Origin of the sequence: Pseudomonas shirazica, from assembly GCF_015168335.1 — a bacterium.
Taxonomy (GTDB): Bacteria; Pseudomonadota; Gammaproteobacteria; order Pseudomonadales; family Pseudomonadaceae; genus Aquipseudomonas; species Aquipseudomonas asiatica.
Window position 1 is genome coordinate 411,849 of the sequence record NZ_CP063456.1, and the last position, 23,834, is coordinate 435,682.

A 23,834-nucleotide genomic window follows, 5' to 3' on the forward strand; every position below is an offset into this window, starting at 1 on the left:
GTAGTGCCTTGCTTGTCCGCGAAACCCCCTTGTTCATCGATGGCCCCAGCGGCCAGCTGGAAGCCTTGTACCTGGACGTGGCCAATGCCCGTGGCGTGGTGCTGATCTGCCACCCCAACCCGGTCCAGGGCGGCACCATGCTCAACAAGGTGGTCTCGACCCTGCAGCGCACCGCCCGTGACGCCGGCTATGTGACCCTGCGTTTCAACTACCGTGGCGTCGGGCAGAGCGCCGGCAGTCATGACATGGGTGCTGGCGAAGTGGCCGATGCCGAGGCCGCTGCGGCCTGGCTGCGCGAAAAGCACCTGGGCCTGCCGCTGGTGCTGATGGGTTTCTCGTTCGGCGGCTTCGTCGCCACCAGCCTGGCCGGCCGCCTGGAAGCTGCCGGAGTAGAGCTGCAACAGCTGTTCATGATCGCCCCGGCGGTCATGCGCCTGACGGCGGAGTTCCCGCTGCCGCAGCGCTGCCCGATCACCGTGGTGCAGCCGGACGCCGACGAAGTCGTCGCGCCGCAGCTGGTTTACGATTGGTCCGACAGCCTGTCGCGCCCCCATGAGCTGCTGAAAGTGGCAGAATGCGGACACTTCTTCCATGGCAAGCTGACCGATCTGAAGGATCTGCTGCTGCCGCGCCTTTCGAACTGAGCCAAGCCTGAATAAGCGAACACCCATGACCACGCGCATTCTCACCGGTATCACCACCACCGGCACTCCGCACCTGGGCAACTACGCCGGCGCCATCCGCCCGGCGATCCGTGCCAGCCAGCAGCCCGGTGTCGACTCGTTCTACTTCCTGGCCGACTACCACGCCCTGATCAAGTGCGACGACCCGCTGCGCATCCAGCGTTCGCGCCTGGAAATCGCCGCCACCTGGCTGGCCGGCGGTCTCGATGCGGACAAGGTGACCTTCTACCGCCAGTCCGATATCCCGGAAATCCCCGAGCTGACCTGGCTGCTGACCTGCGTCAGCGCCAAGGGCCTGCTCAACCGTGCACACGCCTACAAGGCCTCGGTGGACAAGAACCTGGAAAATGGCGAAGACCCGGATGCCGGCGTGACCATGGGCCTGTACAGCTACCCGGTGCTGATGGCTGCGGACATCCTGATGTTCAATGCCAACAAGGTGCCGGTCGGTCGTGACCAGATCCAGCACGTGGAAATGGCCCGCGACATCGGTCAGCGCTTCAACCACCTGTTCGGCCAGGGCAAGGACTTCTTCGCCCTGCCGGAAGCGGTGATCGAGGAGAGCGTGGCGACCCTGCCGGGCCTGGACGGGCGCAAGATGTCCAAGAGCTACGACAACACCATCCCGCTATTCACCAGCGCCAAGGAGATGAAAGACGCCATCTCGCGCATCGTCACCGACTCGCGTGCGCCTGGCGAAGCCAAAGACCCGGACAACGCGCACCTGTTCACCCTGTTCCAGGCCTTCTCTACGCCGGCGCAGTGCGCGGAGTTCCGTGACGAGCTGCTGCAGGGCCTGGGCTGGGGCGAGGCCAAGCAGCGGCTGTTCCAGCTGCTGGACGGCCAGCTGGCCGAGAAGCGCGAGTACTACCACCAGCTGATCGCCCGTCCGGCGGACCTGGAAGACATCCTGCTGGCCGGCGCTGCCAAGGCTCGCAAGATCGCCACGCCATTCCTCGAGCAGCTGCGCGAGGCCGTTGGCCTGCGTTCGTTCCGTAGCAGCGTGCAGGCCAGCACCGAAGTGAAGAAGAAGGCCGCCAAGAGTGCGCGTTTCGTCAGTTTCCGCGATGAAGACGGCAGCTTCCGCTTCCGTCTGCTTGCCGCTGATGGCGAGCAACTGCTGCTGTCGCGCAGCTTCGCCGACGGCAAGAGCGCCGGCGCCGTGAGCAAGCAGCTGCAGCAAGGTGGCGAGGCGGATGTACGCGTCGAAGGCCTGGGTTTCGGTCTGTGGCTGAACGGTGAACAGGTTGCCGACGGGCCGCAGTTCGACAGCGCCGAAGCCCGTGATTCGGCCATCGAAAGCCTGCGTGCAGCGCTTGCGCCACAACCGGACTGAAGATGGTGAAACTGTGGGAGCGGGCGTGCCCGCGAAACAGGCGCCGCGTTGCATGGCACCGGCTTTGCCGGTGTTCGCGGGCACGCCCGCTCCCACAGACTGATTGCCATTAAGCGGGCCTGTCGCTACAGTGACGGCCCGTTTTTTGTTGCCTCGCTAACGAATCATGACGCCCCTAGAACGATATCAAGCAGATCTGAAACGTCCCGACTTCTTCCATGACGCGGCGCAGGAAACTGCGGTGCGTCACCTGCAGCGCCTGTACGATGACCTGGTACACGCGCAGAACAACAAGCCGGGCGTGTTCGGCAAGCTGTTCGGCAAGAAGGAGCAGACCCCCGTCAAGGGCCTGTACTTCTGGGGTGGGGTAGGGCGCGGCAAGACCTATCTGGTCGATACCTTCTTCGAGGCGCTGCCGTTCAAGCAGAAGATGCGCACGCACTTCCACCGCTTCATGAAGCGTGTGCACGAGGAAATGAAAACCCTCAAGGGCGAGAAGAACCCGCTGACCATCATTGCCAAGCGCTTCAGCGAAGAAGCCAAGGTCATCTGTTTCGACGAATTCTTCGTGTCGGACATTACCGACGCGATGATTCTCGGCACCCTGATGGAAGAGTTGTTCAAGAACGGCGTATCGCTGGTGGCTACCTCCAACATCGTGCCTGACGGCCTGTACAAGGACGGCCTGCAGCGCGCGCGCTTCCTGCCGGCCATCGCCATGATCAAGCAGTACACCGACGTGGTGAACGTCGACAGCGGGGTCGACTATCGTCTGCGTCACCTCGAGCAGGCCGAACTGTACCACTACCCGCTCGATGAGGCGGCGCACCAGAGCCTGCGCGCCAGCTTCAAGGCCTTGACTCCTGAGTGCACCCAGGCGGTCGAGAACGACGTGCTGATGATCGAGAATCGCCCGATCCAGGCCCTGCTGACCTGTGACGATGTGGCCTGGTTCGACTTCCGCGCGCTGTGCGACGGCCCTCGTAGCCAGAACGACTACATCGAACTGGGCAAGATCTTCCATGCCGTGCTGTTGAGCAACGTGGAGCAGATGGGCGTCACCACCGACGACATCGCCCGCCGCTTCATCAACATGGTGGACGAGTTCTACGACCGCAACGTCAAGCTGATCATCTCGGCCGAGGTGGAGCTGAAGGACCTGTATACCGGTGGGCGCTTGGCCTTCGAGTTCCAGCGTACCCTGAGCCGCTTGCTGGAGATGCAGTCGCACGAGTTCCTGGCGCGGGCGCACAAGCCCTGAAATTGCCGGGGCCGCTTTGCGGCCCTTTTGCGACACAAGGCCGCTCCTACAGGATCACGCGATTCCATGTAGGAGCGGCCTTGTGTCGCGAAAGGGCTGCAAAGCAGCCCCAGAAGGCCTCAAGCCTCCTGCATGAACTGCTGCCGATACTGGTTCGGCGACAGCTCGGTATGCTGACGAAACAGCCGCGCAAAGAAACTGGCATCGTCATAGCCCACCTCATAACTGATGGTCTTGATGCTCTTGCGCGTGCTCGACAACAAGCCCTTGGCCGTCTCGATCCTCAACCGTTGCAGGTAGTGCAGCGGCTTGTCACCCGTAGCGCTCTGGAAACGCCGCATGAAATTGCGAATACTCATGCCGTGGTTGCGAGCCACGTCCTCGAAGCGGAACTTGTCGGCGAAGTGTTCTTCCAGCCAGTGCTGTATCTGCAGGATGATCAGGTCCTGGTGCAGCTTCTGCCCGCCAAAGCCCATGCGTCCCGGGGTGTAATTGCGCTGCACTTCGTAGAGGATGTCGCGGGACACGGCGCGGGCCACGTTGGCGCCGCAGAAGCGTTCGATCAGGTAGATGTACAGGTCGCAGGCTGAAGTGGTCCCGCCGGCGCAATAGAGGTTGTCTGCATCAGTCAGATGCTTGTCCTGGTTCAGCCGGATCTTCGGGAAGCGTTCGGCAAAGCTGTTGAAGAAGCGCCAGTAGGTGGTCGCTTCCTTGCCATCGAGCAGGCCGGACTCGGCCAGCCAGAATACGCCACTGGCCTCGGCGCACAGCACCGAGCCACGGGCATGCTGTTCACGCAGCCAAGGCAGTACCTGTGGATAACGTTGCAGCAGGTTGTCGAAGTCATCCCAGAAGGCCGGAAGGATGATCACGTCTGCGTCGTCAAGGCCGCCTTCGACTGGCAACTGCACATTGCTGAAGCTGTCCACGGGCTGGCCGTCCGGGCTCACCAGGCGAATCTCGAACATGGGCTGCAGGCCCAGGCCCAGTTGCTTGCTGTAGCGCAAGCTGGCGAGGTGGAAGAAATCCTTGGCCTGCATCAAGGTCGAAGCGAACACCTTGTCAATGGCCAGGATGCTGACGCGCCGCAGCGACGCGGAGGGTTGGGTAAACATCATTGTCATTGTTCTTATAGGGTAGAGTGGTCAATCACCGGCTGGATCGTCTTATTTTTTGGCGATTGTGTCTAGCCTGTGCAGCAGAGGGGCAGCGCCAACCGGTAGGAGCAGCCTTGTGCTGCGAAGAGGCCATTACTGCCACAGGCAACCTTCAGCCATACAGACCTCTTCGCAGCACAAGGGCTGCTCCTGCAGGTGTCCCACAGGCCTCGAAGTGGGCACAGGGTCCGGCTCAAGGCGCCGGGTTCGGTTGCTCCTGGTGAATCGCCTCGATCGCCGCCAGCAGTTCATCACTCAGGCTCAGCTCGAGGCTGGCAAGGTTGCTGTCCAGCTGTTCGAGGCTGGTCGCGCCAATGATATTGCTGGTCACGAACGGCTGCCGGGTAACGAACGCCAGGGCCATCTGCGCCGGGTCCAGGCCGTGCTCGCGGGCCAGCTGCACATAGCGGCTGCAGGCCGCCACGGTCTGTGGGTTGGAATAGCGGGCAAAGCGGCTGAACAGGGTCAGGCGTGCGTTTTCCGGGCGTGCGCCGTTCTCGTATTTGCCGGAGAGCATGCCGAACGCCAGCGGCGAATAGGCCAGCAGGCCGCATTGCTCGCGGATGGCCACTTCCGCAAGGCCCACCTCGAAGCTGCGGTTGAGCAGGTTGTAAGGGTTCTGGATTGATACCGCTCGCGGCCAGCCGCGGCTTTCAGCCAGTTGCAGGAACTTCATGGTGCCCCACGGCGTTTCGTTGGACAGGCCGATGTGGCGGATCTTGCCCGCGCGTACCTGCTCGTCGAGCACTTCGAGGGTTTCTTCCAGCGGGGTGAAGTGGTCCTGTGGCAAATGCTGGTAGCCCAGCTTGCCGAAGAAGTTGGTGCTGCGCTCGGGCCAGTGCAGCTGGTACAGGTCGATGCGGTCGGTCTGCAGGCGCTTGAGACTCTCGTCCAGCGCCGCGACGATATGCTGGCGGTTGTGCTTGAGCTGGCCGTCGCGAATGTGGCTGATGCCGTTGCCGGGGCCGGCGACCTTGCTGGCCAGCACCCAGTCGTCGCGATCGCCATTGTCACGGAACCAGTTGCCTATGATGCGCTCGGTGGCGGCGTAGGTTTCGGGGCGGGGCGGCACCGGGTACATTTCGGCGGTGTCGATGAAGTTGACCCCGGCGGCCTTGGCCCGGGCAATCTGCTCGAAGGCCTCGGCCTGACTGTTCTGTTCGCCCCAGGTCATGGTTCCAAGGCACAGGGCGCTGACATTGAGGTCGGTACGGCCAAGCTGGCGGTATTCCATCGGATAGACACTCCTTGGCAAAGAAGCCCATCAAAGCAGGTTGAAATTTTTCGCGCAATCTGGATAATTCGGCACCTCTCCGTGTGGCGGAAGTGATGCACCACCACGCAGGAAGAACCCCGTCGAACATTGGCGTGCCTGACCCGAGCCCCCAAAAGCGTCAGCGTTCGGCTGCGCGCTTGCCCTTGGCAAGCTGTGCACTATCCAGTAAGATTCGCCGTCTATTTTTCGCTGGGCGGCCTCTGAGGCTTTAGAGAATGAAAACTTTTACTGCTAAACCGGAAACAGTAAAGCGCGAGTGGTTCGTAGTCGACGCCGCTGGCCAGACCCTGGGTCGTCTGGCTACCGAAATCGCTAGCCGTCTGCGTGGCAAACACAAGCCAGAATACACCCCTCACGTTGACACCGGCGACTACATCGTCGTTATCAACGCCGAGCAGGTTCGTGTGACTGGTGCCAAGTCTTCCGACAAGATGTACTACTCCCACTCCGGTTTCCCGGGCGGTATCAAGGAAATCAACTTCGAGAAGTTGATCGCCAAGGCCCCTGAGCGTGTTATCGAAACTGCGGTCAAAGGCATGCTGCCGAAGAACCCGCTGGGTCGCGACATGTACCGCAAGCTGAAAGTGTACGCGGGTGCTGCTCACCCACACACTGCTCAGCAGCCTCAAGAACTGAAGATCTAACGGGATAGTTCATTATGTCGGCGACTCAAAACTACGGCACTGGCCGTCGCAAGACCGCAACCGCTCGCGTATTCCTGCGTCCGGGTACTGGTAACATTTCCATCAACAACCGTTCTCTGGACGTGTTCTTCGGTCGCGAAACCGCTCGCATGGTTGTTCGTCAGCCGCTCGAGCTGACCGAAACCGTTGAGAAGTTCGACATCTACGTCACCGTTTCCGGTGGTGGTGTCAGCGGTCAAGCCGGTGCGATCCGTCACGGTATCACCCGCGCTCTGATGGAATACGACGAAACCCTGCGTGGCGCTCTGCGTCGTGCTGGCTACGTCACCCGCGACGCTCGTGAAGTCGAGCGTAAGAAAGTGGGTCTGCGTAAAGCGCGTAAGCGTCCTCAGTACTCCAAGCGTTAATACCGCTTCGGCAGTCGAAAAAAGCCCGGTTCTTTGGAACCGGGCTTTTTTTATGTCTTGAACTAACCTGTCAGCATGTCCGTGACGACTTGCCGCATAGACGCAGATCAAGCAAAGCGAGGGTTGTAGCCCGTTCCCCGGGTAATCACCTTGTCAGTGTGTGGATTTGTTTCTTACCATGGCGGCCAATTTTTAGTGCACAGACATTACCTAAGTACAGGCCAGGTCCAACTGGTCAAGCAAGCTGATGGGAGAGGACTGAATGAGCAATGACGGCGTCAACGCAGGCCGGCGCCGCTTCCTCGTAGCCGCGACATCCGTAGTCGGGGCGGCGGGGGCAGTGGGGGCTGCGGTACCGTTCGTGGGGTCATGGTTTCCCAGTGCCAAGGCGAAAGCCGCGGGTGCACCGGTGAAGGTCAATATCGCCAAGGTCGAGGCCGGCCAGCAGATGGTGGCCGAGTGGCGCGGTCAACCAGTGTTCATCGTGCGGCGAACGGACGAGATCCTCGGTAACCTGAAAAAGGTCGTAGGTGATCTGGCTGACCCCGAGTCCAAGGCCTCGGTGCAGCCCACCTACGTCGATCCGCAGGTTCGTTCGATCAAGCCGGAAATCCTCATCCTTGTTGGCCTGTGCACACACCTGGGCTGCTCGCCCACCTTCCGCCCGGAAGTCGCACCCGCTGACCTTGGCCCGAAATGGGTAGGTGGCTATTTCTGCCCGTGCCACGGTTCCCACTACGACCTGGCCGGCCGTGTCTACAAGTCGCAGCCGGCGCCACTCAACCTGCCCGTGCCACCGCACTCTTACGAGTCGGACGAGATCGTCGTCATCGGCGTTGACCAGGAGAACGCATGATGAGCAAGTTCATGGACTGGATTGATGCTCGCTTCCCCGCGACCAAGATGTGGGAAGACCACCTGAGCAAGTATTACGCACCCAAGAACTTCAACTTCCTGTACTTCTTCGGCTCGCTGGCGTTGCTGGTACTGGTCAACCAGATCGTCACCGGTGTGTGGCTGACCATGAGCTTCACACCCTCGGCAGAAGAGGCGTTCGCCTCGGTCGAGTACATCATGCGCGATGTGGAATACGGCTGGATCCTGCGCTACCTGCACTCCACCGGTGCATCGGCGTTCTTCATCGTCGTCTACCTGCACATGTTCCGCGGCCTGCTCTACGGTTCCTACCAGAAGCCGCGTGAACTGGTGTGGCTGTTCGGCATGCTGATCTACCTGGCGCTGATGGCCGAAGCCTTCATGGGCTACCTGCTGCCGTGGGGCCAGATGTCGTACTGGGGTGCCCAGGTGATCATCTCGCTGTTCGGTGCCATTCCGGTGATCGGTGGCGACCTTACCCAGTGGATCCGTGGTGACTACCTGATCTCGGGTATCACTCTGAACCGCTTCTTCGCCCTGCACGTGGTTGCCTTGCCGATCGTGATTCTCGGCCTGGTGGTCCTGCACATCCTCGCCCTTCACGAAGTGGGTTCGAACAACCCCGATGGCGTCGACATCAAGAAGAAAAAGGACGAAAACGGTATCCCGCTGGACGGTATCCCGTTCCACCCGTACTACACCGTCAAGGATATTGTCGGCGTGGTGGTGTTCCTGTTCGTGTTCTGCGCCGTGGTGTTCTTCTTCCCGGAAATGGGTGGTTACTTCCTGGAGAAACCTAACTTCGAGCAGGCGAACGCCTTCAAGACCCCCGAGCACATTGCGCCGGTGTGGTACTTCACGCCGTTCTACGCGATCCTGCGTGCGGTGCCTGACAAGCTGATGGGCGTCATCGCCATGGGTGCGGCCATTGCCGTGTTGTTCGTCCTGCCCTGGCTCGACCGCAGCCCGGTCCGCTCCATGCGCTACAAGGGCTGGATCAGCAAGCTCTTCCTGCTGGTGTTCTGCGTGGCCTTCGTCATCCTCGGCATACTGGGCGTGCTGGCGCCGACACCTGGGCGTACCTTGCTGTCGCAGGTGTGCACGGTGTTGTACTTCGCCTACTTCCTGCTGATGCCGTTCTACACAAGGCTCGAGAAGACCAAACCGGTTCCGGAAAGGGTGACTGGCTGATGAAAAAGTTGATTGCAGTATTTTTGCTGGCAGTGATGCCTGCCTTTTCCTTCGCGGCCGAAACGGGCCTGGAGCTGGACAAGGTCGACATCGACCTGAGCGACAAGGCCGCCATGCAGGACGGTGCGCGTACCTTTGCCAACTATTGCATGGGCTGCCACAGTGCGAAGTTCCAGCGTTACGAGCGGGTTGCCGATGACCTGGGCATCCCCCACGAGCTGATGCTCGAGAAGCTGGTGTTCACCGGTGCCAAGATCGGTGACCACATGCAGATCGGCATGAAGCCCAGTGACGCCAAGACCTGGTTCGGCGCCGCACCGCCCGACCTGACCCTGGTGGCCCGTGTGCGTGGCACCGACTGGTTGTACACCTACCTGCGCAGTTTCTATGAGGACCCGTCACGGCCTTATGGGGTGAACAACAAGGTGTTCCCGAACGTCGGCATGCCTAACGTGCTGGTCGGCTTGCAGGGCAACCAGGTGGTTGGCTGCAAGCAGGTGCAGACCGTGACCGATGGCAAGAAGCAATTCGACCCACTGACTGGTAGCCCGCTGACTCATGAAGCCTGCGACCAGCTGACCATTACGCCGAATTCCGGTACCCTGACGACCGAGCAGTTCGACGAGAAGGTCAAGAACCTGGTGACCTTCCTGGCCTATTCGGCCAACCCGGTCAAACTGGAAAGCCAGCGCATCGGTACCTATGTGTTGCTGTACCTGGCTTTCTTCTTCGTATTCGCCTACTTGCTCAAGCGTGAATACTGGAAGGACGTGCACTGATCACGCAGTAGTTTCTGGTTGTTGAACGCGCCCGTGGTGGCCTGGCAGATCTGCCAGGTCACCACGGGCGCGTTTTCATTTACAGTTTTACAAGCATCCCGTACGAGGAGGCGCTACATGGGCGCAACCAACAGGTTAGCCTGCTATTCCGACCCCGCTGATCACTATTCTCATCGGGTACGCCTCGTGCTGGCCGAGAAGGGCATCAGCGTGCAGGTCATCGATGTCGATCCCGGTCGACTGCCGCCCAAGCTGGTCGAGGTGAATCCTTACGGCAGCGTGCCGACCCTGGTCGACCGTGACCTGGCGCTGTATGAATCGACCGTGGTGATGGAGTACCTCGAGGAGCGTTATCCACATCCGCCGCTAATGCCGGTGTACCCGGTTGCGCGGGGGAACAGTCGCTTGCTGATGCACCGCATCCAGCGCGACTGGTGCTCCCTGGCCGATACCGTGCTCGATCCGCGCAGTAGCGAGGCTGCCCGAACCGAAGCGCGCAAGGCATTGCGTGAGAGCCTGACCGGGGTCTCGCCGTTGTTCGGCGAGTACGCCTGCTTCATGAGTGAGGAGCAAAGCCTGGTCGATTGTTGTCTACTGCCCATCCTCTGGCGTCTGCCGGTGTTGGGTATCGAGTTGCCGCGGCAAGCCAAGCCGCTGCTGGATTACATGGAGCGGCAGTTCGCCCGCGAGCCTTTCCAGGCGAGCCTGTCCTCTGTAGAACGTGAAATGCGCAAGCTTTAAGGAGCCGTTGATGAACTCCAGTCGCCCCTATCTGGTTCGAGCACTGTACGAGTGGATCGTCGACAACGATTGCACGCCCCATATGCTGGTCAATGCCGAATTCCCGAAGGTCCAGGTGCCGGACGGTTTCGCCAGTGATGGCCAGATCGTCTTGAACATCTCGCCAAGTGCCGTGCGCAGCCTGCACATGGACAACGACGCGGTCAGCTTCGAGGGCCGCTTCGGTGGCGTGGCTCACTCGCTGTACGTGCCGGTTGGTGCCATTCTGGGTATTTACGCCCGCGAGAATGGCCAGGGTATGGTCTTCGAGCTGGAGTCGTCCATGATGGATGACGATGAGCAGGAAGATGATGAAGTGCAGCCGGATGACGATGGCCCGCCAGAGGGTGGTGGCCAGCCGCCACGCCCGACTGGTCGACCAAGTCTGAAAGTGGTCAAGTAATAAAAAAGGCGATCCAACCGGATCGCCTTTTTTTAATTACGCCAGCCCTGCTTACAGGTCGCTGATGGTACGTACCTGGTCCTTGTTGATGCGGGTACGCTTGCCGTCGAGTTGCTGGAACTCATAGAAGCCGGCGTCACGGTCGAACTTCGGTACGTCGACGGCCTGGATTTCACGGCCATCGTTGAGGGTGATCAGGCTTGGTGTAGAGCAGCCGGCCAGGGTGGCGAAAGTGCCGAACAGCAGGGCAGGCAGCAGAAGCTTTTTCATGCGGTGTTTCCTGGATTTCTGAAGGGTGGGGCAGTGTTGTCGCCTGTGCTGGCCTTTTCGCGGGTAAACCCGCTCCCACAGGAATACAACAAGTCTCGAAAGCTGTGAGATCCCTGTGGGGGCGGGTTTACCCGCGAAGAGGCCGGTGCAGGCAATCAGTGAATCAGTCGATGTACTCGAACAGCTTGACGATCTTCTGCACACCCGACACGCCCTGTACCACGGCAGTGGCCGAGTTGGCCTCCTGCTGGGTCACCAGGCCGAGCAGGTAAACGATGCCATTCTCGGTAATCACCTTGATGCGCGAGCTGGGCACGGCATTGTCGGTCAGCATCTGGGTCTTGATCTTGGTGGTCAGCCAGGCGTCGTTGTTGCGCGCCAGGATGGAGGAGGGTTGCATCACCTGCAGCTCGTTGTGCACTTTCTTGACGCGCTGTACCTGGCTGGCAGTCTGCTCGGCGAGGCTCTTGAGGTCGGCGCGCGGTGTCTGGCCGGCCAGCAGGACGATGCCGTTGTAGCTGCTGACAACGATGTGCGAACCTTTGTCCAGGTCAGGGCTGGCCTTGGCGATGTTGACCGAAGCCTTGGTTTCGATCAGCGAGTCGTCGATCTTGCTGCCGATGGTGCGCGTTCCGCGATCGTCCTCGATCGGCGAATTGCGGGTAGAGGTCAGTACCGAGCTGCAACCAGTGACGCTCAGGCACAGTGTCAGGGCCATAAGGCCGAGGCGCATAGGGGTCATTCTTCACTCCCGAACAGTTGGCTGTCGATCAGATCACACAGGCAGTGGATCGCCAGCAGGTGGACTTCCTGGATACGCGCGGTAACCGTCGAAGGTACGCGGATTTCCACGTCTTCGGGCAGCAGCAGCGAAGCCATGCCGCCGCCATCGCGACCAGTCAATGCTACGACAATCATTTCGCGGTCATGTGCGGCCTGGATCGCCTGGATCACGTTGGCCGAGTTGCCGCTGGTGGAGATCGCCAGCAGAACGTCACCGGGCTGGCCCAGCGCGCGGATCTGCTTGGAAAAGACTTCGTTGTAGCTGTAGTCGTTGGCGATCGAGGTCAAGGTCGAGCTGTCGGTGGTCAGCGCGATGGCCGGCAGGCTCGGGCGTTCGCGCTCGAAGCGGTTGAGCAGCTCGGAGGAAAAGTGCTGGGCATCGCCGGCCGAGCCGCCGTTGCCACAGGCGAGCATCTTGCCCTCGTTGAGCAGCGCGTTGACCATGACCAGGCTGGCCTGCTCGATGTGCGGTGCCAGGATGTCCATTGCCTGTTGCTTGGTATCGATGCTGGCCTGGAATAGCCGGCGAATTCGGGATTGCATGTCCATCTGGTGACCTTAAGTGGGGCGGTGGCCTTTGCTACGCGCAACAACGACCAGCCCGCGAAACATAGAGCAAAAAAATCGGAATGGGTTCAGCATTCGAAGGCGTTTTTCAGCCATTGAAGCGGTCTGCCTGCATGGTGGCTGCCCTGTAGGGCGACTACGTCGAAGCGGCAGGGGTGGTTGCCCCAGTGGGGCTCCTTCTGCAGGAACAGGCTGGCGGCGAGCACCAACCGTTTCTGCTTGCGCCCGTCGATACTGCCAAGGGCGCCACCGAAGCCCGCGTGCAACCGGTAGCGGACTTCGACGAATACTACTGTATCGGCGTCGAGCATGACCAGATCAAGCTCACCGCCTTTGCATCGCCAGTTGCGCGCCAGCAGTTGCAGGCCCTGCCCTTGAAGATATTCAAGGGCCTGGCTTTCCGCTGCCTGCCCGGCGCTGGTGGGCGACGCTGCTGCCATCAGCGAGGAGTGTCAGGCAGGCGCTGGACCTGGCCACCGACGAACTCGGCCCAAGGTAGCTGGCGCTCGACACGCTGGTTGGCGTTCATGCTCAGGCTGCCCGAAAGGCCCAGTACGCGGTTGTCCGGTAGTGCTTTCAGCTGGCCCAGGCGCGGCGCCAGGCTGTAGGCGTCGACGCCCATGGCATACAGGCGGCCCAGGCTGCCTGCCGCTTGCGGCCATTGCTGCACGACCTGCTGGCGCAGGCTGTTGCTGGTATCGAGCAGCCACGGGGTTTCGCAGAAGCGGATACCGTTCATGTCGTTGTACTGGTTGACGTCACCACTGGCGCTGTACAGGTTCGAGGTGGCGTAGACCGGTACGTCACCGGCGTACTGGAAGTTCAGGGTCGGCTTGATCTGCTGGGCCTGTTGCGGGGTCGAGGCGAGGAAGATGAAGTCGATGTCCTGGCGGCGCGACGGCTGCGCGGCGATGCTGCCACCTACCGTGCTCTGCAGGCTCTTGGCGCGGCCTTCGCTCTGGCGCAGCTGGAACAGGTCGGCAATCTGCTGGGCCAATGCGACCGGCTGGGCGATGCGTTCGGCGGCGAGCAGAGTGCCACCGTTGCCTTCCCAGTCCTGGCGGAAGGCGGCAAGCACACGATCGCCCCATTCGCCGCTCGGCACCAGGGCAACTGCGCGGACCATGCCATCGGCGCGGGCGCGACGGGCCACTTCACGGGCTTCGTCTTCGGCAGCGAGGCCGAACTGGAACAGCTGCGGTGGAGCCTTCTGGCCGGCGTCGGCGTAGTTCAGGGCCAGGGTGGTGATCGGCAGTTGTGGCTTGGCAGCCAGTTGCTTGACCAGCGGTTTTTCCAGCGGGCCGATGACCAGCTGTACGCCTGCGGCCTGGGCCTGGCGATAGAAGTCGTCGAGCGAGCCGATGCGCGAGCTGTCGAATACCTGCACGGCTGGCGCCTGCTGGCCGGCTTGCTGGGCCTGGAAGTGTGCAGCCATGAAACCGTCACGCAGGGCGCGGGCAACACCGGCAAGCGGGCCTTCCTGAGGCAGCAGCAGGGCAATTTTGGTCAGCGGTTGGCTGGCCAGCTCCTTGAGCTTGGTCAGAGCCAGCGGCAGTTGCTGGGCGGCCGGGTGGTCCGGGTGCTGCTTGACCCAGGCGTCGATCGCCGCTTGCTGCTGCTCCAGGGTGCCGGCGCTTTTTACCGCGAAGGCCAGGCTGGTCCAGCCGGCAAGGGGCTGGTCGTTGCCTGGCTGCTGCAGTTGCTCTGCCGGCAGCGAGGCGACCAGTGCCCAGATGGCGTCATTGTTGGCGCTGGCGGCCTGGCCGCTGAGCAGCGGGGCCAGCAGCACGCGCTGTTGCGCGGCGGCGAGGGCCTGGCCATCGGCTTCGAGGGCGGCCGCGTGCACGCTGTAGGTGCGCGCTTGCTGTTCTTGCGGCAGTTCGGCGACGCGCTGCAGGCTGGGGTGGGCCAGGGCAGCCAGGGCAGCCTTGGGCTGGTTGCGGCTCATGGCCAGCTCGGCTCCGAGGGTGCTGGCGAACACTTGCTGGGCCGGCTTGAGCGTGTCCAGCGGCACCTGCTCGAGGATGCGTGCGGCGCGTGGGAAGTCCTTCTGCCTGTAGGCCAGGTCGGCTGCGCTCAGGCGCAGCAGGGCGGCGTCTTCCGCGGACTTGCTGGAAGCAGCCTTTTCGAGCAGTTGCTCGATGCTGGCGTCCGGGGTGCGTGGCAGTTCGCCCAGGCTGGATGAGGGCGAGCTGGCGCAGGCTGCCAGCAAGGCAGCAAGGCAGAGGGCTGTGAACAGCCGCAGGCAAGCGATCATGTAAAGGTCCTGTTACTCGATCAAGGTGGCCGGCAATTGTACCCAAGCGCTGGCCGGGGCGCGATGTTGCCGTGTCGATCCTTCACTATAGGAGGCCTGCCATCGGTCGTCGGCGAAGTTCTTTGCGCCCTGTTGCAGGCGCTCGGGCTACAATGGCGCCTTTGATCCGAACGACAGGTGTGCGCAGTGACTGATGTGGCAGGGGCTTCGAAATCCACGGTGGGGACGCTGTATGTGGTCGCAACCCCTATCGGCAACCTCGACGACATGAGTGCCCGGGCGCTGAAGGTGCTGGCGGACGTGGCCCTGATCGCGGCGGAAGATACCCGTCATTCGATCCGTCTGCTGCAGCACTTCGGCATCGACACGCCGCTGGCGGCCTGCCATGAACACAACGAGCGTGACGAGGGCGGGCGTTTTCTCACCAAGCTGCTGGCGGGCGAGAATGTGGCGTTGGTTTCCGATGCCGGCACGCCGCTGATTTCCGATCCGGGGTACCACCTGGTGCGCCAGGCGCGTGCTGCGGGGGTAAATGTGGTCCCGGTGCCGGGCGCCTGCGCTCTGATCGCCGCGCTGTCGGCAGCCGGCCTGCCGTCGGACCGTTTCATCTTCGAAGGCTTCCTGCCGGCCAAGGCGGCGGGACGGCGGGCGCGCCTGGAGCAGGTAAAGGAAGAACCGCGCACGCTGATCTTCTACGAGGCCCCGCACCGTATCCTGGAATGCCTTGAAGACATGGAAGCGGTATTCGGTGGCGAGCGCCCGGCGTTGTTGGCGCGTGAACTGACCAAGACCTTCGAGACCCTCAAGGGCCTGCCCCTGGCCGAGCTTCGCGCCTTCGTTGCTGGTGACAGCAACCAGCAGCGCGGTGAGTGCGTGGTACTGGTTGGTGGCTGGAGTGCGCCGGAGGGCGAACAGGCGATCAGTGCCGAAGCGCAACGGGTGCTCGACCTGCTGCTGGCCGAGCTGCCACTCAAGCGGGCGGCGGCGCTGGCTGCGGAAATTACCGGGGTGCGCAAGAACCTGCTGTATCAACTTGCACTGGAAAAGCAGAAAGCCGAATAGTGGCATATTGATATAAATGCCGGTATTGCTTGTTCTTGGGCGCGCGTGCCGTTAATCTTGGCGGCGGAGAGTCGATCGGACAGTCGCTGCCTGCTTTTGTTCCGCAAAAGCAGGGGGAGGAAAGTCCGGGCTCCATAGGGCAGAGTGCCAGGTAACGCCTGGGAGGCGCGAGCCTACGGAAAGTGCCACAGAAAATAACCGCCTAAGCACTTCGGTGCCGGTAAGGGTGAAAAGGTGCGGTAAGAGCGCACCGCACGGCTGGCAACAGTTCGTGGCTAGGTAAACCCCACTCGGAGCAAGACCAAATAGGGTTCCATCAGGCGTGGCCCGCGTCGGAACCGGGTAGGTTGCTAGAGGCGTCCAGTGATGGCCGTCGTAGAGGAATGACTGTCCTCGACAAAACCCGGCTTACAGATCGACTCTCCACCTTTCCCTCCCTGCTTTATTCGATAGCAGATGCCCTCTGGTAATACCGAAAAAATCTTACTCTTAATAAATCACTTTAACTTCGAACTCCATTCGCCTGCGTGGGTTTGATTTTTCTCGTGTTTTTTTCTGCTCGGTAGTCCTTCCGCATTCCTTTATTGCGCTAAATCTCGGTCCTGTAAGGCTTTTCCTTCCGAACGTGCCTTGACGGTGCTGCGGGCGGATTCCTATAGTGTGCGCAAGTGGCAGAAAGTGGGATGAAGTGGGTTTTCTGGCACAAAAAAGCTAACATTGTGGGGAATCGCAGCCGTGTTCCGCGGAGCCAACGCCGTCAGCCTCGATGCCAAGGGCCGTCTCGCCATGCCGAGCCGGTACCGTGACGAGCTCGATTCGCGTTGCAATGGTCAGCTGATCGTGACCATCGACGCCGTTGACCCCTGCTTGTGTGTTTATCCCCTCGATGAGTGGGAACAGATAGAAGCCAAGTTGCGTGCTTTGCCATCGTTGCGTGAGGAAAACCGCCGCCTTCAGCGTTTGCTGATCGGTAACGCGGTTGACCTGGAGCTCGATGGCAGTGGGCGTTTCCTGGTACCGCCCCGTCTGCGTGAGTACGCCAAGCTCGACAAGAAGGCGATGCTGGTGGGGCAACTGAACAAATTCCAGCTGTGGGATGAAGATGCCTGGAACGCGGTTTCGGCAGCAGACCTTGCAGCTATTCAACAACCGGGCGCCATGCCCGACGAATTGCGTGACCTGATCCTGTGACCATAGATAGCGGCTTCAACCACATTACCGTCCTGCTCGACGAAGCTGTCGAGGCATTGGCCCTGCGCGCCGACGGTTGCTATCTGGACGGCACCTTTGGCCGTGGCGGGCACAGCCGGCTGATTCTCAGCAAGCTCGGGCCGCAAGGGCGGCTGCTGGGTTTCGACAAAGATCCACAGGCGATTGCCACGGGGCAAGCGCTGGCGGCCGAAGACGGCCGCTTTGTCATTGTGCAGCGCAGCTTTGCCGAGCTGGGCGCGGAAGTGGCCGAGCGTGGCCTGGATGGCAAGGTCAGCGGCGTATTGCTGGACTTGGGCGTTTCCTCGCCGCAGCTGGATGACCCCGAGCGGGGCTTCAGCTTCCTCAATGATGGCCCGCTCGACATGCGCATGAACCCGGACCAGGGCATCAGCGCCGCCGAGTTCATCGCCACTGCACCTGAAGAAGAAATAGCCCGTGTGTTCAAGGAGTACGGCGAAGAGCGTTTCGCCAAGCGCATGGCTCGCGCCGTGGTGCAACGCCGCGAACAGCAACCGTTCACCCGCACCGGCGACCTCGCCGAGGTGCTGAAGGTGGCCAACCCGGCCTGGGAGAAGGGCAAGAACCCGGCGACCCGCGCTTTCCAGGGCCTGCGTATTCACGTCAACAACGAATTGGGTGATCTCGAGGCAGGCCTGGAGGCCGCGATCGATGCGCTGGAAGTGGGCGGCCGCCTGGCAGTGATCAGCTTCCATTCGCTGGAAGACCGCATCGTCAAGCTGTTCATGCGCAGGCTGGCCAAGGGCGAGGCTGACAACCTGCCGCGCAACCTGCCGGTACAGCACAAGGTCTTCGAGCCGAAAATCAAGCTCATCGGCAAGGCTCAGTTCGCTTCCGACGCCGAGCTCAAGGCCAACCCGCGGGCGCGCAGCGCCGTTATGCGGGTGGCGGAGAAGCTGCGGTGAGCAGGCTGTTTGCCAAACCTTTGCCAGGCGGAAGCTTCCTGATGCTTCTGCTGTTCGTTGCCGTGCTGGTTTCGGCCATCGCCGTGTCCTACAGCGCGCACTGGAACCGTCAGTTGCTCAACACGCTGTACGGCGAATTGAACGAACGTGACAAGGCCCAGGCCGAATGGGGCCGGCTGATTCTCGAACAAAGCACCTGGACCGCCGCCAGTCGCATCGAGAACCTGGCTTCCGAGCAACTGAAGATGCGCGTACCTTCGGCTGACGAAGTGCGGATGGTGGCGCCATGATGAAGCTCGAAGGCGCACTCTACCCCTGGCGCTTCCGCGTGGTGATCGGCTTGCTGGCGCTGATGGTCGGTGCCATCTGCTGGCGCATCATCGACCTGCAGGTAGTCGACCGTGATTTCCTCAAGGGGCAGGGCGATGCGCGCAGCCTGCGTCACATCCCTATCCCGGCTCACCGCGGCCTGATCACCGACCGTAACGGTGAACCGTTGGCGGTCAGTACCCCGGTCACCACCCTGTGGGCCAACCCCAAGGAAATGCAGGCCTCCAAGGACCGCTGGCCGCAGCTGGCAGCAGCACTGGGGCAGAACCCGCAGCAGCTGACCGAGCGCCTGACCCAGCAGGCCAGCAAAGAGTTCATCTACCTGGTCCGCGGCCTGACCCCGGAGCAGGGCCAGCATGTGCTCGACCTGAAAGTGCCGGGCGTGTATGGCCTGGAAGAATTCCGCCGCTTCTACCCGGCCGGTGATGTCACCGCGCACATGGTCGGCTTCACCGACCTCGACGACCACGGTCGCGAAGGGGTGGAGCTGGCCTATGACGAATGGCTGGCTGGCGTACCCGGCAAGCGGCAGGTCATCAAGGACCGGCGCGGCCGGCTGATCAAGGACATCCAGGTAACCAAGAACGCCAAGGCCGGGAAGACCTTGGCGTTGTCGATAGACCTGCGCCTGCAGTACCTGGCCACCCGCGAGCTGCGCAACGCCATTGCCGAACAGGATGCCAAGGCCGGCAGCCTGGTGATCATGGACGTCAAGACCGGTGAGGTCCTGGCCATGGTCAACCAGCCGACCTACAACCCCAACAACCGCCGCAGCATGTTCCCGGCCGCCATGCGTAACCGCGCGATCATCGACGTGTTCGAGCCGGGCTCCACGGTCAAGCCGATCTCCATGAGTGCGGCACTGGAAAGTGGCCGCTGGAAGCCGACCGACAAGGTCGAGGTGTACCCGGGCAGCCTGCAAATTGGTCGCTACACCATCAAGGACGTGTCCAGGAGCGAAGGCCCGATCCTCGACCTGACCGGTATCCTGATCAACTCCAGTAACGTCGGCATGAGCAAGATCGCCTTCGACATCGGCGGCGAGGCCATCTACCGGGTCATGTCCCAGGTCGGCCTGGGTCAGTACACCGGCCTTGGCTTCCCCGGCGAGCGCGTCGGCAACCTGCCCAACCATCGCGAGTGGCGCAAGGCCGAGACTGCGACCCTGTCCTATGGCTATGGCGTGTCGGTGACCGCCCTGCAGCTGGTGCATGCATACGCGGCGCTGGCCAACGACGGCAAGATGGTGCCGCTGTCGATCCTCAAGGTCGACAAGGCCCCGGAAGCGGTGCAGGCCATTCCGAAGGAAACCGCCGAAACCATTCAGGGCATGCTGCAGCAGGTGATCGAAGCGCCGCGCGGGGTGTTCCGTGCCCAGGTTCCGTTCTACCACGTGGCCGGCAAGTCAGGTACCGCCCGTAAGGCCACCGTCGGTTCCAAGGGCTACACCGAAAACGCCTACCGCTCGCTGTTCGCCGGCTTCGGGCCGATGAGCGACCCGCGCTATGCCATCGTCGTGGTAATCGATGAGCCTGGCAAGGGCGGTTACTTCGGTGGCCTGGTTTCGGCACCGGTGTTCAGCAAGGTCATGTCCGGCACTCTGCGCCTGATGAACGTTCCGCCAGACAACCTGCCTCCACCGGCACCTGTAGAACAATCGCAAGTCAATGCTGCTGCAACCGCCAAGGGAGGGCGTGGATGATGACAATGCCATTGAGCAAGCTTTTCGCTCACGCCAGCCGTGACCCGTTGATCCGTGAACTGACGCTGGACAGCCGCAATGTGCGTCCGGGTGATCTGTTCCTGGCTGTTCCGGGCGCCAAGGTCGATGGCCGCGAGCATATCGCCGATGCCCTGGCGCGTGGCGCTGCCGCTGTAGCCTATGAAGAGCAGGGCACGAGCGTCCTGCCAATCACCGATGTGCCGCTCATCCCGGTCAAGGGCCTGATCGCCCAGCTTTCGGATATCGCAGGTCGCTTCTATGGCGAACCGAGCCGCCAGCTGAACCTGGTGGGCGTTACCGGTACCAACGGCAAGACCAGCGTCACCCAGCTGGTGGCCCAGGCGCTGGACTTGCTTGGCCAGCGTTGCGGCCTGATCGGCACCCTGGGTACCGGCTTCTATGGTGAGCTGCAGAGTGGTCGCCTGACCACGCCCGACCCGATCGCCGTACAGTCGACCCTCAACGACCTCAAGAAAGGTGGCGCCAAGGCCGTGGCCATGGAGGTTTCCTCCCACGCCCTGGAGCAGGGCCGGGTCGCCGCTCTGGAATTCGACATCGCGGTCATGACCAACCTGTCCCGCGACCACCTGGACTACCACGGCAGCATGGAGGCCTACGAGGCCGCCAAGGCCAAGCTGTTCGCCTGGCCGAGCCTGCGTTGCCAGGTGGTCAACCTGGATGACGATTTCGGCCGTCGCCTGGCCGCCGATTTTGCCCGCCGCCCGAGTGTCGACCATATCGAGACCCGGTTGCTCAGCTACAGCCTGGAGAACCCGGAGGCCTCGCTGTACTGCCGTGAAGCCGTGTTCAATGACGATGGCGTGCGCGCCACCCTGGTCACCGCCCAAGGCGAACGTACCCTGCGCAGCCAGTTGCTGGGCCGCTTCAACCTGAGCAACATGCTCGCCGCCGTGGCGACCCTGTTGGCGCTGGACTACGCGCTGGACGAAATCCTCAAGGTCACCCCGCAGCTGCAGGGGCCGATCGGCCGCATGCAGCGCCTGGGTGGGGGCGACAAGCCGCTGGTGGTGGTCGACTATGCGCACACCCCGGACGCCCTGGAGAAAGTGCTCGAAGCCCTGCGCCCGCATGCGCACGGCAAGCTGCTGTGCCTGTTCGGCTGCGGCGGCGACCGAGACCGCGGCAAGCGTCCGCTGATGGCCGAAGTGGCCGAGCGCCTGGCCGACCGCGTGCTGGTAACTGACGACAACCCGCGTACTGAAGACCCGCTGCGCATCTTTGACGACATCCGCCCGGGTTTCGCCAAGCCTGCCGAGGTCGAGTTCGTTGCCGGTCGTGGCGAAGCCATTGCGCACCTGATCGCCACCGCCGCTGCCGACGATGTGATCGTGCTGGCCGGCAAGGGGCACGAGGATTACCAGGAGATCAATGGCGAGCGCCATGATTTCTCCGATTTGACCGAGGCCGAAAAGGCACTTGCAGCCTGGGAGGCTCCACATGCTTAAGCCGATGTCACTCAGCCAGCTGACCAAAGCGCTGGGTGGTCAACAAGTCGGTGCCGACGCCACCTTCACCGGCGTCAGCATAGACAGCCGCAGTGTTGGCGCCGGGCAACTGTTCGTGGCCCTGGCCGGCCCGCGCTTCGATGGCCACGACTACCTGGCCGATGTGAAGGCCAAGGGCGCTGTCGCTGCCCTGGTCGAGCGTGAAGTGGCCGATGTCGACCTGCCGCAGCTGCTGGTCGCCGATTGCCGCCTGGCCCTCGGCCAGCTTGGCGCGCTGAACCGTGCTGCATTCGACAAACCGGTGGTGGCCATCACCGGTTCCAGCGGCAAGACCACGGTCAAGGAGATGCTCGCCAGCATCCTGCGCACCCGTGGCCTGGTGCACGCCACCCGCGGCAACCTGAACAACGACCTCGGCGCGCCGCTGACCCTGCTGGAGATCGCTCCCGAGCACAGCGCCGCGGTGATCGAGCTGGGCGCCTCGCGCATTGGCGAGATCCGCTACACCGTCGGCCTGACCCGGCCCCAGGTGGTCATCATCAACAACGCCGGCACCGCCCACGTTGGCGAGTTCGGCGGCCCGGAAAAGATCGTCGAAGCCAAGGGCGAGATTCTCGAAGGCCTGGGCGAGGGCGGTATCGCCATCCTCAACCTGGACGACAAGGCCTTTGATATATGGAAGGCACGTGCCGGCGCGCACAAAGTCTTCAGCTTTGCCCGCAACAATCCAAAGGCCGATTTCCATGCCTCTGACATCGGCCGCGATGCCCGTGGTTGCCCTTCGTTCAAGCTGCATGGCGCTGGCGACACGGTAGACGTGCAACTCAATGTGCTCGGTGAGCACAACGTCAGCAATGCCCTGGCCGCCGCTGCCGCTGCCCATGCCGTTGGTCTGAGCCTGAGCGGCATCGCCGCAGGCCTGGCTGCCGTGCAACCGGTCAAGGGCCGTACCGTGGCGCAGATCGCGCCGAGCGGCGTGCGGGTGATCGACGACAGTTACAACGCAAATCCCACCTCCATGTGCGCGGCCATTGATATACTCGCCGGCTTTTCCGGGCGCACCGTCTTGGTGCTTGGGGATATCGGCGAACTGGGGCAATGGGCGGAAGAAGGCCACCGTCAGGTGGGTGACTACGCGCGTGGCAAGGTCGACGCCCTGTACGCAGTGGGTTCCAACATGACACACGCGGTCAAGGCATTCGGAGCCAATGGCCGCCATTTCGCTACTCAAGCTGAGCTGATCGACGCGGTTGGCGCCGAGAATGCCAGCGACACCACTATCTTGATCAAGGGCTCGCGCAGTGCTGCGATGGAAAACGTCGTGGCGGCATTGTGCGGTGCCAGCGGGGAGAAACATTAATGCTGCTGCTGTTGGCCGAGTATCTGCAACAGTTCCACAAAGGCTTCGCGGTCTTCCAGTACCTGTCCCTGCGCGGGATTCTGGGTGTGCTGACCGCGTTGTCCCTGGCGCTGTGGCTGGGGCCGTGGATGATCCGTACCCTGCAAATCCGCCAGATCGGCCAGGCCGTGCGTAACGACGGCCCGCAATCGCACCTGTCCAAGTCCGGCACCCCGACCATGGGTGGGGCGCTGATCCTGTCCGCCATCGCCGTCAGCACGCTGCTGTGGGCCGACCTGACCAACCGCTATGTGTGGGTGGTGCTGATCGTTACCCTGGCATTCGGTGCCATCGGCTGGGTCGATGACTACCGCAAGGTGATCGAAAAGAACTCGCGTGGCCTGCCAAGCCGCTGGAAGTACTTCTGGCAGTCGGTGTTCGGCCTGGCTGCAGCCGTCTTCCTGTACAAGACCGCGCCGACCAGCGTCGAAACCACGCTGATCCTGCCGTTCATCAAGGATGTCACCATTCCGCTGGGCATCGGCTTCGTCGTGCTGACCTACTTCGTCATTGTCGGTTCGAGCAACGCGGTCAACCTCACTGACGGCCTCGACGGCCTGGCGATCATGCCGACGGTGATGGTCGGCGGCGCCCTGGGCATCTTCTGCTACCTGTCGGGCAACGTTAAGTTCGCCGAATACCTGCTGATCCCCTATGTGCCGGGCTCGGGCGAGCTGATCGTGTTCTGCGGCGCGCTGATCGGTGCCGGCCTGGGCTTCCTGTGGTTCAACACCTACCCGGCGCAGGTATTCATGGGTGACGTCGGCGCGCTGGCGCTGGGCGCCGCGCTGGGCACCATCGCCGTGATCGTTCGCCAGGAAATCGTGCTGTTCATCATGGGCGGCGTGTTCGTCATGGAAACCCTGTCGGTGGTGATCCAGGTTGCCTCCTTCAAGCTGACCGGCAAGCGCGTGTTCCGCATGGCGCCGATCCACCACCACTTTGAACTCAAGGGCTGGCCAGAGCCACGGGTGATCGTCCGCTTCTGGATCATCACCGTGATCCTGGTGCTGATCGGCCTTGCAACCCTGAAACTGAGGTAGATGAGC

At 62.2% G+C, this 23,834-nt stretch carries 25 protein-coding genes and 1 other RNA gene; 19 read left to right on the top strand and 7 right to left on the bottom strand.

Translation table 11 applies throughout. The features are described 5' to 3' along the window. Nucleotides 1-8: 8 nt before the first annotated feature. The 3 genes from IMX18_RS01890 (at nt 9) to zapE (ending at nt 3,280) form a co-directional block, all read left to right on the top strand. Nucleotides 9-644: an alpha/beta hydrolase gene (locus tag IMX18_RS01890; protein ID WP_015271727.1), complete on the top strand. Its 636-nt coding sequence runs from the start codon at nt 9-11 to the stop codon at nt 642-644. Nucleotides 645-669: 25 nt separating this feature from the next. Then, nucleotides 670-2,019, top strand: coding sequence for a tryptophan--tRNA ligase (locus IMX18_RS01895; RefSeq protein WP_015271726.1), 1,350 nt, complete (start codon nt 670-672; stop codon nt 2,017-2,019). A 166-nt stretch (nt 2,020-2,185) separates the two neighbouring features. After that, complete coding sequence (zapE, locus tag IMX18_RS01900; RefSeq protein ID WP_015271725.1) at nt 2,186-3,280, top strand: cell division protein ZapE; 1,095 nt, start codon at nt 2,186-2,188, stop codon at nt 3,278-3,280. Between the two features lie 119 nt (nt 3,281-3,399). On the opposite strand, the gene IMX18_RS01905 is transcribed toward zapE, so the two are convergent. Together IMX18_RS01905 and IMX18_RS01910 are read right to left on the bottom strand one after the other, a co-directional pair. After that, nucleotides 3,400-4,320, bottom strand: coding sequence for a GlxA family transcriptional regulator (locus IMX18_RS01905; protein ID WP_169774643.1), 921 nt, complete (start codon nt 4,318-4,320; stop codon nt 3,400-3,402). A 310-nt stretch (nt 4,321-4,630) separates the two neighbouring features. Next, on the bottom strand, nt 4,631-5,671 hold the full coding sequence (locus tag IMX18_RS01910) for an NADP(H)-dependent aldo-keto reductase (RefSeq protein ID WP_015271724.1): 1,041 nt from the start codon (nt 5,669-5,671) through the stop codon (nt 4,631-4,633). A gap of 257 nt (nt 5,672-5,928) precedes the next feature. Between IMX18_RS01910 and rplM the strand changes: the two genes are divergently transcribed. From rplM to IMX18_RS01945, 7 genes are all read left to right on the top strand, one after another. Continuing rightward, the gene (gene rplM, locus IMX18_RS01915; protein ID WP_003260798.1) at nt 5,929-6,357 is read left to right on the top strand and encodes a 50S ribosomal protein L13; all 429 of its coding nucleotides are present in this window, start codon (nt 5,929-5,931) and stop codon (nt 6,355-6,357) included. A gap of 14 nt (nt 6,358-6,371) precedes the next feature. Continuing rightward, a complete protein-coding gene (rpsI, locus tag IMX18_RS01920; RefSeq protein WP_003260797.1) occupies nt 6,372-6,764 on the top strand; it encodes a 30S ribosomal protein S9 in 393 nt (130 codons plus the stop codon). Nucleotides 6,765-7,026: 262 nt separating this feature from the next. Beyond that, nucleotides 7,027-7,620: a ubiquinol-cytochrome c reductase iron-sulfur subunit gene (gene petA / locus IMX18_RS01925; protein WP_015271723.1), complete on the top strand. Its 594-nt coding sequence runs from the start codon at nt 7,027-7,029 to the stop codon at nt 7,618-7,620. Continuing rightward, nucleotides 7,620-8,831, top strand: coding sequence for a cytochrome b (locus IMX18_RS01930; RefSeq protein ID WP_003260795.1), 1,212 nt, complete (start codon nt 7,620-7,622; stop codon nt 8,829-8,831). The genes petA and IMX18_RS01930 overlap by 1 nt, the downstream gene beginning before the upstream one ends. Continuing rightward, a complete protein-coding gene (locus IMX18_RS01935) occupies nt 8,831-9,610 on the top strand; it encodes a cytochrome c1 (RefSeq protein ID WP_013974125.1) in 780 nt (259 codons plus the stop codon). The genes IMX18_RS01930 and IMX18_RS01935 overlap by 1 nt, the downstream gene beginning before the upstream one ends. Nucleotides 9,611-9,727: 117 nt before the next feature. Further along, entirely contained in the window at nt 9,728-10,351 is a 624-nt protein-coding gene (locus IMX18_RS01940) for a glutathione S-transferase N-terminal domain-containing protein (protein ID WP_015271722.1), read from the top strand. A gap of 10 nt (nt 10,352-10,361) precedes the next feature. Further along, nucleotides 10,362-10,793: a ClpXP protease specificity-enhancing factor gene (locus IMX18_RS01945; RefSeq protein ID WP_015271721.1), complete on the top strand. Its 432-nt coding sequence runs from the start codon at nt 10,362-10,364 to the stop codon at nt 10,791-10,793. Between the two features lie 51 nt (nt 10,794-10,844). On the opposite strand, the gene IMX18_RS01950 is transcribed toward IMX18_RS01945, so the two are convergent. The 5 genes from IMX18_RS01950 to IMX18_RS01970 form a co-directional block, all read right to left on the bottom strand. Next, on the bottom strand, nt 10,845-11,063 hold the full coding sequence (locus IMX18_RS01950) for a YgdI/YgdR family lipoprotein (RefSeq protein WP_003260792.1): 219 nt from the start codon (nt 11,061-11,063) through the stop codon (nt 10,845-10,847). Nucleotides 11,064-11,226: 163 nt separating this feature from the next. Continuing rightward, nucleotides 11,227-11,805 (bottom strand): BON domain-containing protein, encoded by a 579-nt coding sequence (locus tag IMX18_RS01955; RefSeq protein WP_015271720.1) that lies wholly within the window; start codon nt 11,803-11,805, stop codon nt 11,227-11,229. Next, complete coding sequence (locus IMX18_RS01960) at nt 11,802-12,395, bottom strand: phosphoheptose isomerase (protein ID WP_012274070.1); 594 nt, start codon at nt 12,393-12,395, stop codon at nt 11,802-11,804. Before IMX18_RS01960 ends, IMX18_RS01955 begins: the two co-directional genes overlap by 4 nt. A gap of 86 nt (nt 12,396-12,481) precedes the next feature. Beyond that, nucleotides 12,482-12,853 carry a YraN family protein gene (locus tag IMX18_RS01965; RefSeq protein WP_039613002.1) on the bottom strand — a complete coding sequence of 124 codons (372 nt, stop codon included), beginning with the start codon at nt 12,851-12,853 and terminating at the stop codon, nt 12,482-12,484. Further along, nucleotides 12,853-14,670 (bottom strand): penicillin-binding protein activator, encoded by a 1,818-nt coding sequence (locus tag IMX18_RS01970; RefSeq protein ID WP_015271717.1) that lies wholly within the window; start codon nt 14,668-14,670, stop codon nt 12,853-12,855. The genes IMX18_RS01965 and IMX18_RS01970 overlap by 1 nt, the downstream gene beginning before the upstream one ends. A gap of 267 nt (nt 14,671-14,937) precedes the next feature. On the opposite strand from IMX18_RS01970, the gene rsmI reads away from it, so the two are divergent. The 9 genes from rsmI to mraY all read left to right on the top strand — a co-directional run bounded on the left by rsmI (nt 14,938) and on the right by mraY (nt 23,828). Then, nucleotides 14,938-15,732 (top strand): 16S rRNA (cytidine(1402)-2'-O)-methyltransferase, encoded by a 795-nt coding sequence (gene rsmI / locus IMX18_RS01975; RefSeq protein ID WP_230384974.1) that lies wholly within the window; start codon nt 14,938-14,940, stop codon nt 15,730-15,732. A 67-nt stretch (nt 15,733-15,799) separates the two neighbouring features. Next, nucleotides 15,800-16,159: RNase P RNA component class A (gene rnpB / locus IMX18_RS01980), an RNA gene on the top strand. Between the two features lie 308 nt (nt 16,160-16,467). Continuing rightward, nucleotides 16,468-16,923 carry a division/cell wall cluster transcriptional repressor MraZ gene (gene mraZ / locus IMX18_RS01985; RefSeq protein WP_004575120.1) on the top strand — a complete coding sequence of 152 codons (456 nt, stop codon included), beginning with the start codon at nt 16,468-16,470 and terminating at the stop codon, nt 16,921-16,923. Beyond that, nucleotides 16,920-17,867, top strand: coding sequence for a 16S rRNA (cytosine(1402)-N(4))-methyltransferase RsmH (gene rsmH, locus IMX18_RS01990; protein WP_015271715.1), 948 nt, complete (start codon nt 16,920-16,922; stop codon nt 17,865-17,867). The genes mraZ and rsmH overlap by 4 nt, the downstream gene beginning before the upstream one ends. Beyond that, on the top strand, nt 17,864-18,157 hold the full coding sequence (gene ftsL / locus IMX18_RS01995; RefSeq protein WP_003260787.1) for a cell division protein FtsL: 294 nt from the start codon (nt 17,864-17,866) through the stop codon (nt 18,155-18,157). Before rsmH ends, ftsL begins: the two co-directional genes overlap by 4 nt. Further along, on the top strand, nt 18,157-19,899 hold the full coding sequence (locus IMX18_RS02000) for a peptidoglycan D,D-transpeptidase FtsI family protein (protein ID WP_161551483.1): 1,743 nt from the start codon (nt 18,157-18,159) through the stop codon (nt 19,897-19,899). The genes ftsL and IMX18_RS02000 overlap by 1 nt, the downstream gene beginning before the upstream one ends. Next, nucleotides 19,896-21,386, top strand: a complete 1,491-nt coding sequence (gene murE, locus IMX18_RS02005; protein ID WP_170976258.1) for a UDP-N-acetylmuramoyl-L-alanyl-D-glutamate--2,6-diaminopimelate ligase — start codon at nt 19,896-19,898, stop codon at nt 21,384-21,386. The genes IMX18_RS02000 and murE overlap by 4 nt, the downstream gene beginning before the upstream one ends. After that, complete coding sequence (locus IMX18_RS02010; protein ID WP_191472157.1) at nt 21,379-22,746, top strand: UDP-N-acetylmuramoyl-tripeptide--D-alanyl-D-alanine ligase; 1,368 nt, start codon at nt 21,379-21,381, stop codon at nt 22,744-22,746. Before murE ends, IMX18_RS02010 begins: the two co-directional genes overlap by 8 nt. Continuing rightward, nucleotides 22,746-23,828, top strand: coding sequence for a phospho-N-acetylmuramoyl-pentapeptide-transferase (mraY, locus tag IMX18_RS02015; protein WP_015271711.1), 1,083 nt, complete (start codon nt 22,746-22,748; stop codon nt 23,826-23,828). The genes IMX18_RS02010 and mraY overlap by 1 nt, the downstream gene beginning before the upstream one ends. Nucleotides 23,829-23,834 lie beyond the last annotated feature (6 nt).

Bases quoted from the DNA above. Each gene is read 5' to 3' on its own strand.
- IMX18_RS01970 (WP_015271717.1), bottom strand. From the start codon at position 14,670: ATGATCGCTTGCCTGCGGCTGTTCACAGCCCTCTGCCTTGCTGCCTTG.
- IMX18_RS01905 (WP_169774643.1), bottom strand. From the start codon at position 4,320: ATGCAGGCCAAGGATTTCTTCCACCTCGCCAGCTTGCGCTACAGCAAG.
- zapE (WP_015271725.1), top strand. From the start codon at position 2,186: ATGACGCCCCTAGAACGATATCAAGCAGATCTGAAACGTCCCGACTTC.
- IMX18_RS01910 (WP_015271724.1), bottom strand. From the start codon at position 5,671: ATGGAATACCGCCAGCTTGGCCGTACCGACCTCAATGTCAGCGCCCTG.
- mraY (WP_015271711.1), top strand. From the start codon at position 22,746: ATGCTGCTGCTGTTGGCCGAGTATCTGCAACAGTTCCACAAAGGCTTC.
- IMX18_RS01945 (WP_015271721.1), top strand. From the start codon at position 10,362: ATGAACTCCAGTCGCCCCTATCTGGTTCGAGCACTGTACGAGTGGATC.
- IMX18_RS01935 (WP_013974125.1), top strand. From the start codon at position 8,831: ATGAAAAAGTTGATTGCAGTATTTTTGCTGGCAGTGATGCCTGCCTTT.
- IMX18_RS01960 (WP_012274070.1), bottom strand. From the start codon at position 12,395: ATGGACATGCAATCCCGAATTCGCCGGCTATTCCAGGCCAGCATCGAT.
- IMX18_RS02000 (WP_161551483.1), top strand. From the start codon at position 18,157: ATGAAGCTCGAAGGCGCACTCTACCCCTGGCGCTTCCGCGTGGTGATC.
- rpsI (WP_003260797.1), top strand. From the start codon at position 6,372: ATGTCGGCGACTCAAAACTACGGCACTGGCCGTCGCAAGACCGCAACC.
- IMX18_RS01940 (WP_015271722.1), top strand. From the start codon at position 9,728: ATGGGCGCAACCAACAGGTTAGCCTGCTATTCCGACCCCGCTGATCAC.
- petA (WP_015271723.1), top strand. From the start codon at position 7,027: ATGAGCAATGACGGCGTCAACGCAGGCCGGCGCCGCTTCCTCGTAGCC.
- rsmI (WP_230384974.1), top strand. From the start codon at position 14,938: ATGAGTGCCCGGGCGCTGAAGGTGCTGGCGGACGTGGCCCTGATCGCG.
- IMX18_RS02010 (WP_191472157.1), top strand. From the start codon at position 21,379: ATGCTTAAGCCGATGTCACTCAGCCAGCTGACCAAAGCGCTGGGTGGT.
- IMX18_RS01895 (WP_015271726.1), top strand. From the start codon at position 670: ATGACCACGCGCATTCTCACCGGTATCACCACCACCGGCACTCCGCAC.
- IMX18_RS01955 (WP_015271720.1), bottom strand. From the start codon at position 11,805: ATGACCCCTATGCGCCTCGGCCTTATGGCCCTGACACTGTGCCTGAGC.
- murE (WP_170976258.1), top strand. From the start codon at position 19,896: ATGATGACAATGCCATTGAGCAAGCTTTTCGCTCACGCCAGCCGTGAC.
- IMX18_RS01965 (WP_039613002.1), bottom strand. From the start codon at position 12,853: ATGGCAGCAGCGTCGCCCACCAGCGCCGGGCAGGCAGCGGAAAGCCAG.
- IMX18_RS01930 (WP_003260795.1), top strand. From the start codon at position 7,620: ATGAGCAAGTTCATGGACTGGATTGATGCTCGCTTCCCCGCGACCAAG.
- rplM (WP_003260798.1), top strand. From the start codon at position 5,929: ATGAAAACTTTTACTGCTAAACCGGAAACAGTAAAGCGCGAGTGGTTC.
- IMX18_RS01950 (WP_003260792.1), bottom strand. From the start codon at position 11,063: ATGAAAAAGCTTCTGCTGCCTGCCCTGCTGTTCGGCACTTTCGCCACC.